Here is a 12116-nt window from a genome sequence, read left to right as displayed (position 1 = left end):
CGTAAGAGAGGTGAATCGGTGACCTGGAACGTGCGTGCATTCGATCGGAGCGACACCGACGAGGTGATCGCGTTGTGGACCGAGGCGGGCCTGACACGCCCCTGGAACGACCCGCGGCTCGACATCGAACGCAAGCTCGGCGTGCAACCGGAAATGTTCCTCGTGGCGGTGGAATCCCCGAGTGATGCGCAGTCGCTGCAGGAAGAGCAGCACGGAGACGTGTCAGCTCGGGTCGTCGGCTCGGTGATGGCCGGGTACGACGGCCACCGCGGGTGGCTGTATTACCTGGCCACCGCAGCGTCGCACCGTGGGCAGGGCATCGCTCGCGCGCTCGTCGGCGAGGCGGAACGGATGCTCCGAGATAGAGGATGCCCGAAGGTGCAGCTCATGGTGCGCGAGGGCAACGACGAAGTGCTCGGCTTCTACGACGCTCTGGGATATGAGCGGTTCTCGGTGGCGAACACCGGCAAGCGCCTGATCGCCGATGTCTGATCTCTAGACTGGTGTGATGGTCGCATTCACCAAGGGGCATGGCACGGGCAACGATTTCGTCATCATCGCCGACCCGGAGGGAGCACTCGATCTCACGGATCAGCAGGTGGCGGCCCTCTGCGATCGACACTTCGGCATCGGTGCAGACGGTGTGCTCCGGGTCGTCCGTTCGTCGGCTCTCGATGCCGGGGCGGCCTCACTCGCCGAAGAGCCCGACGCCGAGTGGTTCATGGACTACCGCAACGCCGACGGCTCGATCGCCGAGATGTGCGGCAACGGCATCCGCGTCTTCGCGCACTACCTCGTGTGGTCGGGACTGGCGTCGATCGAGCCGGGAACGACGCTTCCCATCGGCACACGCGCCGGAGTGCGCGACGTCACTCGCAGCGAGAACGGGTACCAGGTCGATCTGGGGCGTTGGCGGCTGTCCGGCGACGACCCGCTCGTGACCGCCAGCGGACTCTCGGTCACCCGCCCCGGCCTCGGTATCGACGTCGGCAATCCTCACGTGGTCGTCGCCGTGGCATCGGAAGCGGAACTCGCGTCATTGGATCTTCATCGCATTCCACTGCTCGAGCCGGCTCTTCCGGCCGGAGCGAACGTGGAGTTCGTCGTTCCCAGTGAGCCCCTCGTGCGCGATGGCATCGGACATGTGACGATGCGAGTCTTCGAGCGCGGAGTGGGCGAGACCCTCAGCTGCGGTACCGGCGTGGCCGCCACGGCTCTCGCGGTTCGATATTGGGCGGGGGAGCAGGCTCCGCACAACTGGCGCGTAGAAGTGCCCGGTGGCACGCTCGGAGTTCGCATGTTCCCGGCGGAAGACGGCGAGCATGTCGCACTCGCCGGTCCCGCACAGCTGTCGTTCCACGGCGAGGTGGAACTCGCCTGACCTGCGGTGAACCGGATCGTTCAGGCGATCTGGATCGGCTGCGTCGGCGGGGTGCCATGTTTGCGCACCTTGAGCACGCGATAGCCCTTGCTCGTCGTGGTGCGGAAGACGCTGAATCCCGGGTGGAACGTCGATCCGATCCAGCGCTGGAGCGAGTCCGCGCCGAGGTTGCGCTGCACGACGAGCCACGCATCGCTGCGCTCATCCAGCCGGGGAATCCACCGCTCCAGGAGATCGTGGAGCACGTCCTTGCCGACGCGGATCGGAGGGTTCGAGCGGATGGTGCGGAACGTCACGTCGGCGGGAACATCCTCGGGCAACGATGCGTTGACATTGGTGAGGCCGAGGGACGCGGCGTTGCGGCGGACCAGATCGAGCGCACGTTCATTCACGTCGACTGCCCAGACGGTCGCGTGCGGAGAGGCGAGCGCCATCGACAACGAGATGGGCCCCCATCCGCTGCCGAGGTCGAGAAGATGGCCTCCCGGCGGCACCGGGGGCATGTTGGCGAGAAGCACTGACGTACCGGCATCCAGGCGATCCGGGCTGAAGACACCACCAGCGGTGGTCAACTCCAACTCCCGGCCTGCGAGCGTCACACGGATGGTACGCAGGTTTTCAGGACTTGCCGGGGCCGCAGTGAAGTAGTGGTCTGACCCCATACGGTGAGCGTACCGGAGACCCGGGGCTAAGGTTAAGACTCGAAACGAAAGCAAGAGATCAGGGACGGATGACGGAGACCACCACACAGCACGACGAAGGCGACGCGCTCGATCGCGTGCTCGCGACGGCGGAGAGCCACTCGGAAGTCCGCGTCTTCGGCGCCGCACAGGCTCTGCAGGATCGTTCGACAGCCGCGCATGGCGCGTCGGACGGCGATCAGTGGGATCTGGAGGATCGTCACGCCCTGCGTCGTGTCGCCGGGCTCTCGACCGAACTCGAAGACGTCACCGAGGTCGAATATCGACAGCTTCGGCTCGAGAACGTCGTCTTGGCCGGGGTCTACCCGCAGGGTGCGCAGACGGATGCCGAGAACTCGCTGCGCGAGCTCGCCGCACTGGCCGAAACAGCCGGAGCGGTCGTGCTCGACGGTGTGCTGCAGCGTCGACCTCACCCGGACGCTGCGACCTACCTCGGCCGCGGCAAGGCCCAGGAGCTCAAGGACATCGTCGCGGCCGTCGGTGCCGACACCGTGATCGCCGACACCGAACTCGCCCCGAGCCAGCGACGCGCGCTCGAAGACGTCGTCAAGGTGAAGGTGATCGATCGGACGACCGTCATCCTCGACATCTTCAGCCAGCACGCCAAGAGCCGCGAGGGCAAGGCGCAGGTCGAACTCGCCCAGCTGGAGTATCTGCTTCCCCGCCTTCGCGGCTGGGGTGACTCCATGAGCCGTCAGGCCGGTGGACAGGTCGGTGCCGGTGGCGCGGGCATGGGCTCGCGTGGTCCTGGTGAGACGAAGATCGAACTCGACCGCCGTCGCATCCGCACGAAGATGGCGCTGCTGCGCCGCCAGATCCGCGACTTCGGTCCGGCACGCGAAGCCAAGCGCGCGGAGCGGAAGCGCAACACCATTCCCTCCGTCGCGATCGCCGGATACACCAACGCCGGCAAGTCGAGTCTGCTCAACGCTCTGACCAGCGCCGGGGTTCTCGTCGAGAACGCCCTGTTCGCGACACTCGACGCCACGGTGCGCCGGTCGGAGACGGCCGACGGACGCGTGTACACGATCACGGACACCGTCGGATTCGTCCGCAATCTGCCGCCCCAGCTCGTGGAGGCTTTCCGTTCGACACTCGAAGAGGTCGGCGAGGCCGATGTCGTGCTCCACGTCGTCGACGGCTCTCACCCCGACCCTGCGGGTCAGCTGCAGACCGTTCGTGATGTGCTCGGCGATGTGGGTGTGCGTGACATGCCCGAGATCGTGGTGTTCAACAAGGCCGATCTGATCGATGACGACGAGCGCCTGATTCTTCGAGGGCTACAGCCTCACGCGCACTTCGTCTCGTCGCGTTCGGGTGAGGGCATCGCGGAGCTGCGTGCCGTCATCGAAGACGCCTTGCCGAAGCCCGCAGTCGAGGTTCACGCGGTCGTTCCGTACGATCGCGGAGACCTCGTGGCGGCCATCCACGAGACGGGGATGCTCCTGTCGGTCGAGCACCAGGAAGACGGCACCGCCGTGCATGCCCGCGTGTCGGAACGCCTGGCGGCGGACCTCGCGCCGTTCTTGCGCTGAACCTCTCGCCCGCTCCGCTCAGCGTGCGATGAAGCGGCCCTCCACGGTCGCTGAGACGACGATCTCCTCCGGCTCGTACTCCATGCCGGGGGAGGAATCGGCGGACGCGAACGCCGCTCCCCGTGCCTTCAGCATCGGTGCGGCGCCGGCGGAGTCGTGGCTGGAGATCAGTCCGACGTCGGCGATCTCGACGGGGGTGACGGAAGACCGACCGAGAGCCTCCGCATACGTCTCGGCGCGGGTCACCGCGACGCCCACTGCGGCGGCCGCGACCTCCCTCTCGACGCGTGCGCGCGTCGCGGGCGTGAGGTGCCAGTCGACCCATCCCACCTCGACGCCGTCCCAGGCGGAGATGTCGGAGACCCAGATCGAGAGCTCGGATGCCTCCGTGAACGTCGCGGTGACGTCGATGCTCGCGTAGTACACGGGTGCCAGGCGCTTGCCCTCGTTGTTCCAGGGGCGTTCCGCACGCACGGAGAGGCGCTTGCTCGACCATTCGACGACCGTGCCCGCGTCTTTGCGGTCGGTGATGCTCGTCCGCAACGGTTCCGCGAGACGCATCGCCATGTCGACGACTGCGGCTCGCTCGGGGCCCTCTGCGCGCACGGTGGCACGGATGGTGGCACGCTCGGGCGCGACCCGCGCTTCGGACTCGCCGCGGACGGTGACGGTGACATCGCTCATGCGCCGACTCTACGCCAGCGGACGCGGCGGGGAATGGCGCGGCGCCCGCGATCGTTGTATCCTGTGATGCTGGGGTGCTTTCGCACCCGAGGATGAAAACTACACAGTGCGACAGCGGCTCCTTCGCAAGAAGGACCACGGGGCTGATCGGTTTCGACAGCGCCTGTGAATCCACGAGAAGCGGGCCGAGGATGCAGAGTTATCTCGTAAACGCTCTCTGCAAAAACATAGTTGCCGAAACCAAGCGCAACGACTTCGCCCTCGCTGCATAAGCGAGCCCGATAGTCCGTCAGGCCGTGTGTGATTCCGACACGGATCCTGGCGTCATTTAGGAATCTTGCTGTGTGATGGCGTTTGGACGTCACACGGGACTCTTCCCAGGCTGGGCTTGTCGACTTAGGTGTCTGTGACAAAGGTCGGAGCCGAGTAGAACGTCTTCACAGACTGCGCCCGGAGAAGGCGTGGAGACTCAGCGTTGGACGGGGGTTCGATTCCCCCCAGCTCCACCAGGTCGCTGTCGCGAACAATGAGGCCTGCCTCCCTAGTTACCACTAGGGAGGCGGGCCTTTTTGCGTGTGCTGACCGAGCGCCGGCTCGTGGGACGGCGCTATTTCTTCCATACGGAGAGCATCTGCCATCCGTCGGGCACCATCTGCTCGAGCGCTGACATGTCGTCTGCTTCGATCTCGCGCACGTCGTCTCGGCGATCGAACCTCGCGGTGGCCTTGATGCCCTGCGCCCCTGCGAGCATCCGCACCGGCGCGGATACGAGGTCGAATCCCTCGGGGGCGTGCTCGGCGAGCTGTGCGTACACGTCGTGCAGGGAGTCTCCGACGAGTTCGACCGAGTGGGATTCGACGGGACGGATGAGGGCGGCGAGCATCAGTCCAGCTTAGGGCGGCTTCGCCGGAGCCTCTTCCGTCGGGGGCGCGGACGGTGCACTCTGGAGACGATCAGGAAGAGGTGCGCATGACCGAACTGATGATCGGGACGGCGATCGATGACGACGCGCCGGTCCTGCTGGATCCTCGCCGATTCAATCGCCACACCTTCTGGTGCGGTCAAAGCGGGAGCGGCAAGACCTACGCGCTCGGCGTGGTTCTGGAGCAACTGCTTCTGCACACCGAGCTTCCCCTTCTCATCCTCGATCCGAACGCCGACTTCGTCCGGCTGGGTGATGTGCGACCGACCACGGGAACCACGGATTCCGTGCACCTGGCCGGGCTCGACATCCGAGTGTTCCGTTCGGGGCGCGCCGACGGGGAGCGGCTTCGTGTGCGCTACGTCGACCTCTCGCCGGCGGCGAAGGCGGCGGTGCTGCAGATCGATCCCATCGCGGATGCCGAGGAGTACAACGTCCTTCTGCATCTGGAGGTCTCGGCCGCACCGTTCGACTCGGTCGAGATGGTGCGTGGCCTACGCGCGAGCGGTGAGCCGGTACGCGCACGACTGGCGAACCGCATGGAGAACCTGCAGGTGCTCGAATGGGAGCTCTGGTCGAGGGGCGCAGCATCCGTCGTCGATACGATCCACGAACGCCCGCGAGCCACCGTTCTGGACCTGGGCGGGTTCGAGAACCCCGCGGAGCCGCGGGTGGCCGCCCTCGCCGTGCTGGAGCACCTCTGGGCGCACCGAGAAGAGCGTCGTCCTGTCTTGATCGTGATCGACGAGGCGCACAACCTCTGCTCGCCCGACCCGGTGACGGCGGTCGAAAGGGCCCTCACGGCGAAGCTGGTGCAGATCGCCGCGGAGGGGCGCAAGTTCGGCCTGTGGCTTTTCCTTTCGACGCAGCGGCCGACGAAGATCCACCCGAACGTGCTCTCGCAGTGCGACAACCTCGGTCTCATGCGGGTGAACGCGCCACGAGATCTGGCCGAGCTGGGAGAGGTGTTCGGTTTCGCTTCGGAAGACGCCATCCGCCGGGCGCAATCGTTCGTGCAGGGTCAGGCGCTGTTCGCGGGCGGCTTCATCGCGGAACCGACGTTCGTGCAGATGGGGGAGCGGCTCACCCAGGAGGCGGGCGGGGACGTGCGCGTGCCGCTGACGAAGTGACGGTCAGCCGGCCCATTCGATCAGGATCAGTCCCTGTTTGGTGTCGGCGAACTTCACCCAGCCGTCGCCGAACAGGTACGTCATTCCATAGCCCGCGTCATCGGTGCCCATCGAGTATTGGGGATCTTCGGTGATGTAGATTCCCTCCTCGGAGTCCTCGCGGGTCCACCCGCTGGCGAGCAGCGAGATCTGCGCGTCCGCCGCGTCGGCGGCACTCATCGCCGACCATCCGTAGAGCTGCCCATGGTCGGATGCGACGTCGTAGTCCGCCCAGAAGCACAGCAGCCCCTCGGTCATCGCGATGTCGCCGATGACGAAATCCTTCGGCTGCGCGGTCCACCCGGCATCGGTGAGAGCGTCGACGGTGCCCGGCGAGATCATGGAGTCGCACGTGAGCTCGGTCGCGGCCGCGGTCGGCTCGGGCGTCGCAGCCGGCTCGACGCTCGCCTGCGGGTCGGGGCCTGTCGCCGGGGGCGACGCGGAAGGCCCCGGCGTGGAGGGGCCCGCGCATGCGGTGAGGGCGACGAGCAGAAGCAGTGTCGCTGCGGCGGAAGTGATGCGGGGGATCATCGCTGTCCTCGGGATCGGTTCAGGGGTGCAGGAAGGTGAGGAAGGCGTCGTGGAGGATGCCGTTGGTGGCGAGTGTCGAGCGCGCGGAGATCGTCTCGGCGCCGTCGAACGCGGTCATCCGTCCACCCGCCTCGCGCACGATGGGCACAGCGGCGGCGATGTCGTACTCCTTGACGTCGAACTCGGCGACCATGTCGAGGCGGCCTTCCGCGAGCAGCATGTACGAGTACACGTCGCCGTACGCGCGGTCGCGCCAGACCCGTTCGGACAACGCGAGGAGCTGATCGGTGCGTCCGGCGCCCGCCCACTGCCCGATGCTCTGGAAGCTGATGCTCGCATCGTCCAGCGAAGTCACCGACGACACCTGCAACGGCCGGGGCGCGGCATCCGTCGCCGACCACGCGCCTTCGCCGCGAGCGGCCCACCAGCGGCGTCCGAGGGCCGGCATGCTGACCACCCCCACCTGGGGGTCGCCGTCGATCGCGAGCGAGATCATGGTGCCCCAGAGCGGAACGCCGCGGAGGAAATTGGCCGTTCCGTCGATCGGGTCGATGATCCACTGGCGATGCGTGTCGCCCTGCGCACCGTACTCTTCGCCGAAGATGCCGTCGTCGGGGCGTTCGACCGCGAGCATCTCGCGGATCGCACGCTCGGTCGCGAGGTCCGCGTCGGTGACGTGCGTGCGGTCGGCCTTGGTCGAGATCTCGAGATCGGTGGCATCGAATCGCGGAAGCGACTGCAGATCCGCCGCATCGGCGAGGCGCAGGGCGAGTTCGAGATCGCTGCGGAAGTCGGTAGCGCGGGGGGAGGCGGTCACCCGTTCAGCGTAGTCGGCGTTGCTCGTCGACTCTCGGTTAAGAAGCTGCGAGTCAGAACCGTTTAAGAAGCTGCGAGTCAGAACCGTTCGAAGCCGCCCGGACCCCGGAAAGCGAAAAAGCCCCGAAGACTGGCGAGAGTCTTCGAGGCTAATCCGTGCACCCCCTCGGACTTGAACCGAGAACCCACTGATTAAGAGTCAGTTGCTCTGCCGATTGAGCTAGAGGTGCGTGATCCGGGATGACCCCGACCGAGGAATTACATTACCAGTCGCGCGGCGCTGTGTGAAATCGAGCCGGACGCGCGGGAGTGTCGCGCCGTCGCGACACTCCCACGCGGGTCTCCGGCATGCTCAGGCGGCGTCTCCGACGAGGATCGCCTGCGCGTCCTCGACCGCAGGGTCGGCGGCGTGGTCGTCGATGTGCGCCAGCACCCGACGGCCCAGGAAGATCGTCAGGGCGGCGATCAACACGGATGCTGCGGCGAAGAGATACGGCACGGTCGCCGAGAACGCGTGCCAGAGCAGTGCGGCGATGGGCGGGGCCATGGCGCCGCCGAGGAAGCGCACGGCTGAGTACGCCGACGATGCGACGGAGCGCGGCAGATCGGTCGCCTCCATCACGGCCTCCGTCAGAACCGTGTTCATGATGCCGAGCAGCAGCCCGCCGATCACGATGCACGCGACGAGGCCTGCGGGATTCGCGACGACGAGCCCCGCAGCGACGAGGTCGAGAGCGAGCAGGGGCAGCACGATCAGAATGATCCGCGTGCGGGGCATGCGGCGCATCAGGAAGGGCGCGACCCACACGCTCGTGACGGCGAGTGCGACGCCCCATCCGAAGAACGTGAAGCCGATGCCGAGCGCGCCGAACCCGAGGGGGAACGGAGAGAAGGCGAGGAGCACGAAGAACCCGATGTTGTAGAACAGCGCGGCGGTCGCGAGAACCGCGAGGGCGGGGCGACGCAGCGCCCGGAACGGTGCCGAGAACGGGATCGGCACGCGCTTCTCGCGGGGTCCGCGGAGCAGCACCACGATGGCGACGAAGGCGATGGCCATCAGGGCGACGACGCCGAAGAAAGGACCGCGCCAGCTCACCTCTCCCAGCAGGCCGCCAAGCAAGGGGCCGACGGCGATCCCGAGACCGAGGGCCGCCTCGTAGAGGATGATCGCGGCGCTGCTTCCGCCGGACGCGGCGCCGACGATCGTCGCCAGCGCGGTGGAGATGAACAGGGCGTTGCCCAGTCCCCACCCTGCGCGGAACCCGATGACGGCGTCCACGCTGCCGCTCAGGGCGCACAGCAGGGAGAACACGATGATCAGGGCGAGGCCGATGAGGAGCGTCGCCTTCGCGCCGATGCGGCTCGAGATCCAGCTCGTCACGAGCATCGCCAGCCCGGTGACGAGAAGATAGCTCGTGAAAAGCAGCTCGGTCTCGACGGGCGAGGCCTGGAGGGACTCGGCGATCGCGGGAAGGATCGGGTCGACGAGCCCGATCCCCATGAATGCGACCACGCAGGCGAAGGCGACGGCCCAGACCTGCGCGGGCTGCTTCCACACCGAGGGGGTGGTGGAGGGGTTCACTGTTGTGCGTCCTTTCGGTCGGCGATGGCGGTGTGCGCGGCGAGGATCTCTGCGGTGCGGGTGATCGCCGCCCAATCCTCGTCATCGAGCGAGGTGAATCGTGGCGCGAGAACCGATCGGAACTCGGCGCGCCAGTCTGCGAGTGCGGCGGAACCCGCCGGCGTGATGTCCACGACCACGGCGCGCGAATCCGAGGGGTCGGGGGAGCGCCCGATGAGACCGTCGCGCTCGAGCACTCCGAGTAGGCGCGTCATCCCGGGTTGCGTGGTGCGGGAGGCGGTCGCGAGTTCTCCGACGCGGGCGGTACCGCTCTGATCGAGCAGACTCAGGACTCGCCACTGCGCGGCGGGGGCATCGTTTCCGGCGTCCTGCGCCGCGATGCGGCCGAGCGCGTACGCCGAGAGCACGATCGAGGGAATGACATCTTCGCGTTGCATACCAGAAAGTATGCACCTGTTGGTATGTATTGCGGAGCGGGGCTCAGTGGCGTGCGCCGCCGATGCGGCTGGATAGCTGGTGGGCGTGCGCGAGCAGGGTGCGCCCGAGATGCGCCATACGGTCGGGACCGAAGCGGAATTCGACGCCGGTGAGGCTCAGCGCCCACTCGGGCCTTCCGTGTCGATCGAAGACCGCCGCGCCGATTCCCCAGCTCCCCTCGACGATCAATCCGGGGTTGATCGCGTACCCGCGCTCCTTCGTCTCGAGGATTCGCGTCCGGAGCGGCTGTGCGGAGTGCGGGCGGCCCCAGCTCGACTCCAGCTCGGGATGGCGGTCGAGATACGCGTCCACATCGTGGTCGGGCAGGAAGGAGAGGATGGCCAAGCCGGCGCTCGCGACACCGAGGGGGAAGCGCACGCCCTCGCTCAGCACGAAGGAGCGGATGGGGAACGACCCCTCCTCGCGCAGCAGGCAGACCGTCTCGTCTGCGCGACGCACGGAGAAGAATGCGCTCTCCTCCGTCTTGACCGCGAGGGACCGCACGATGTCACGGGCCTGGGCTGTCACGTCGTACCGTGCTGCGGCAATGGTGCCCATCAGATACAGCTCGGGCCCCGGCATCCACCGCGTGCTCTCGTCGTCCCGGTCGACGAGCCCCTCGGCCTTCAGTGCGCTGAGGAGTCGGTGCGCCGTGGAGCGGGTGAGGTCCGCAGTGCGGGCGAGTTCCTGCAGAGAGGCGCCGTGCGCGCCGCTGGCCGTGACGAGACGCAGGAGGTGCGCCGCGCGGGCGATGGCCTGCGCCCCGGGGATGCTACGCGCCGACTGTTCCATAATGTGGACGCTATCCCTCCATCTGGCCACATCGCAAGCACTGGCTGTCGCTTCGCCGCGCGAAGCGCGAAGCTGGAAGTACGCCGTTTCGAAGGAGTACGCGTGATCGATAAAGAATGGCCGTCCGCTGCGGAGGCCGTCGCAGACATCGCCGATGGAGCTTCGCTCGCCGTCGGCGGGTTCGGCCTCTCCGGCAACCCGATCGCCCTGATCGACGCACTGCTCGCACAGGGCACGACGGATCTGAGCGTCGTCAGCAACAACTGCGGGGTCGACGACTGGGGCCTGGGTGTGCTTCTGCGCGCGCAGCGCATCCGCAAGATGACATCGTCGTACGTCGGAGAGAACAAGGAGTTCGAACGGCAGTTCCTCAGCGGCGAACTCGAACTCGAACTCACTCCCCAGGGCACGCTCGCCGAGAAGCTCCGCGCCGGGGGATCGGGGATCGCCGCCTTCTTCACGCAGACCGGCGTGGGAACGCAGGTCGCCGAGGGAGGCTTGCCTCGGCGTTACGCGCCCGACGGCACCATCGCTGTCGCCTCGCCGCGCAAAGACGTCCGGACTTTCGGGTCGGGGGAATCAGCGCGCGAATACGTTCTCGAAGAGGCCATCGCCACCGACTTCTCCCTCGTGCACGCCGCGGTGGGGGATCGTCACGGGAACCTCATCTTCAACAAGGCGGCCCGCAACTTCAACCCGCTCGCCGCGATGGCGGGGCGGGTGTGCATCGCGCAGGTCGAGAGACTCGTGGACCCCGGCGAACTCGACGCCGACAGCATCCACCTTCCCGGGGTCTTCGTGCACCGCATCGTCGAGGTCGGTCCCGACATCGAGAAACGCATCGAGCGACGGACCGTCGCCACGGAAGGAGCCTGAGATGGCGCTCACCCGCGACCAGATGGCGGCGCGCGCCGCAGCCGAACTGCAGGACGGCTCCTACGTGAACCTCGGAATCGGGCTGCCCACGCTGGTGCCCAATCATGTGCCGGCCGCCGTCACCGTCGTGCTGCAGTCGGAGAATGGCATCCTCGGCGTGGGCCCCTATCCTCGAGAAGACGCCGTCGACCCCGACCTGATCAACGCGGGTAAGGAGACCGTCACCGTTCTGCCCGGGGCGGCCTTCTTCGACTCGGCGACGAGCTTCGGAATGATCCGCGGGGGCAAGATCGACGCCGCGATCCTCGGAGCCATGCAGGTGTCGGCGTCCGGAGATCTGGCGAACTGGATGATTCCCGGAAAGATGGTCAAAGGTCCCGGAGGGGCGATGGATCTCGTGCACGGCGCGGGACGGGTGATCGTGCTGATGGAGCACGTCGCCAGGGACGGGTCCGCGAAGATCGTGAACACGTGCTCGCTGCCGCTCACGGGTCGAGGCGTCGTCGACCGCATCATCACCGATCTCGCGGTGATCGACGTGACCCCCGACGGCCTGGTCCTGATCGAGACCGCTCCCGGCGTCTCGATCGATGACGTCATCGCCGCCACGGAACCCGTCCTCGACGTCACGCACGTCACGAACAGCTGAA

At 67.0% G+C, this 12116-nt stretch carries 14 protein-coding genes, 1 tRNA gene and 1 other RNA gene; 7 read left to right on the top strand and 9 right to left on the bottom strand.

What is annotated here, in order from left to right; genetic code table 11:
* Window positions 1–18 precede the first annotated feature (18 nt).
* Window positions 19–492 (top strand): GNAT family acetyltransferase, encoded by a 474-nt coding sequence (locus tag ACIOSY_RS03745; RefSeq protein ID WP_400849236.1) that lies wholly within the window; start codon window positions 19–21, stop codon window positions 490–492.
* 16 nt (window positions 493–508) lie between these two features.
* Complete coding sequence (gene dapF, locus ACIOSY_RS03740) at window positions 509–1381, top strand: diaminopimelate epimerase (RefSeq protein ID WP_400849233.1); 873 nt, start codon at window positions 509–511, stop codon at window positions 1379–1381.
* A gap of 20 nt (window positions 1382–1401) precedes the next feature.
* On the opposite strand, the gene ACIOSY_RS03735 is transcribed toward dapF, so the two are convergent.
* Window positions 1402–2043, bottom strand: coding sequence for a class I SAM-dependent methyltransferase (locus tag ACIOSY_RS03735; RefSeq protein WP_400849230.1), 642 nt, complete (start codon window positions 2041–2043; stop codon window positions 1402–1404).
* Between the two features lie 68 nt (window positions 2044–2111).
* On the opposite strand from ACIOSY_RS03735, the gene hflX reads away from it, so the two are divergent.
* Window positions 2112–3617, top strand: a complete 1506-nt coding sequence (hflX, locus tag ACIOSY_RS03730) for a GTPase HflX (RefSeq protein WP_400849227.1) — start codon at window positions 2112–2114, stop codon at window positions 3615–3617.
* 18 nt (window positions 3618–3635) lie between these two features.
* Here the strand turns inward: hflX and ACIOSY_RS03725 are convergent, their stop codons facing one another.
* A complete protein-coding gene (locus ACIOSY_RS03725; RefSeq protein ID WP_400849224.1) occupies window positions 3636–4301 on the bottom strand; it encodes an SIMPL domain-containing protein in 666 nt (221 codons plus the stop codon).
* 139 nt (window positions 4302–4440) lie between these two features.
* Here ACIOSY_RS03725 and ssrA point away from each other — a divergent pair.
* Window positions 4441–4810, top strand: a transfer-messenger RNA (tmRNA) gene (ssrA, locus tag ACIOSY_RS03720).
* Between the two features lie 98 nt (window positions 4811–4908).
* On the opposite strand, the gene ACIOSY_RS03715 is transcribed toward ssrA, so the two are convergent.
* The gene (locus tag ACIOSY_RS03715) at window positions 4909–5184 is read right to left on the bottom strand and encodes a hypothetical protein (protein ID WP_400849221.1); all 276 of its coding nucleotides are present in this window, start codon (window positions 5182–5184) and stop codon (window positions 4909–4911) included.
* Window positions 5185–5270: 86 nt separating this feature from the next.
* On the opposite strand from ACIOSY_RS03715, the gene ACIOSY_RS03710 reads away from it, so the two are divergent.
* Complete coding sequence (locus ACIOSY_RS03710) at window positions 5271–6353, top strand: ATP-binding protein (protein WP_400849218.1); 1083 nt, start codon at window positions 5271–5273, stop codon at window positions 6351–6353.
* Window positions 6354–6356: 3 nt separating this feature from the next.
* On the opposite strand, the gene ACIOSY_RS03705 is transcribed toward ACIOSY_RS03710, so the two are convergent.
* The 6 genes from ACIOSY_RS03705 to ACIOSY_RS03680 all read right to left on the bottom strand — a co-directional run bounded on the left by ACIOSY_RS03705 (window position 6357) and on the right by ACIOSY_RS03680 (window position 10590).
* On the bottom strand, window positions 6357–6923 hold the full coding sequence (locus tag ACIOSY_RS03705; protein ID WP_400849215.1) for a hypothetical protein: 567 nt from the start codon (window positions 6921–6923) through the stop codon (window positions 6357–6359).
* Between the two features lie 19 nt (window positions 6924–6942).
* Window positions 6943–7740, bottom strand: coding sequence for an inositol monophosphatase family protein (locus ACIOSY_RS03700; protein ID WP_400849212.1), 798 nt, complete (start codon window positions 7738–7740; stop codon window positions 6943–6945).
* A gap of 156 nt (window positions 7741–7896) precedes the next feature.
* A tRNA-Lys gene (locus tag ACIOSY_RS03695) sits at window positions 7897–7969 on the bottom strand.
* Window positions 7970–8091: 122 nt separating this feature from the next.
* The gene (locus ACIOSY_RS03690) at window positions 8092–9321 is read right to left on the bottom strand and encodes an MFS transporter (protein WP_400849209.1); all 1230 of its coding nucleotides are present in this window, start codon (window positions 9319–9321) and stop codon (window positions 8092–8094) included.
* Entirely contained in the window at window positions 9318–9758 is a 441-nt protein-coding gene (locus tag ACIOSY_RS03685; protein WP_400849206.1) for a MarR family winged helix-turn-helix transcriptional regulator, read from the bottom strand. The genes ACIOSY_RS03690 and ACIOSY_RS03685 overlap by 4 nt, the downstream gene beginning before the upstream one ends.
* A 43-nt stretch (window positions 9759–9801) precedes the next feature.
* The gene (locus ACIOSY_RS03680) at window positions 9802–10590 is read right to left on the bottom strand and encodes an IclR family transcriptional regulator (protein WP_400849203.1); all 789 of its coding nucleotides are present in this window, start codon (window positions 10588–10590) and stop codon (window positions 9802–9804) included.
* Between the two features lie 102 nt (window positions 10591–10692).
* On the opposite strand from ACIOSY_RS03680, the gene ACIOSY_RS03675 reads away from it, so the two are divergent.
* Both ACIOSY_RS03675 and ACIOSY_RS03670 read left to right on the top strand, forming a co-directional pair.
* A complete protein-coding gene (locus ACIOSY_RS03675) occupies window positions 10693–11466 on the top strand; it encodes a CoA transferase subunit A (protein WP_400849200.1) in 774 nt (257 codons plus the stop codon).
* Between the two features lies 1 nt (window position 11467).
* Window positions 11468–12115 (top strand): 3-oxoacid CoA-transferase subunit B, encoded by a 648-nt coding sequence (locus ACIOSY_RS03670; protein WP_400849197.1) that lies wholly within the window; start codon window positions 11468–11470, stop codon window positions 12113–12115.
* Window position 12116: the final 1 nt, after the last annotated feature.

Origin of the sequence: Microbacterium sp. NPDC087665, from assembly GCF_044743285.1 — a bacterium.
Taxonomy (GTDB): domain Bacteria; phylum Actinomycetota; class Actinomycetes; order Actinomycetales; family Microbacteriaceae; genus Microbacterium.
Note: the sequence above shows the minus strand (reverse complement) of the source record. Positions and strands in the feature narration are given on the sequence as shown.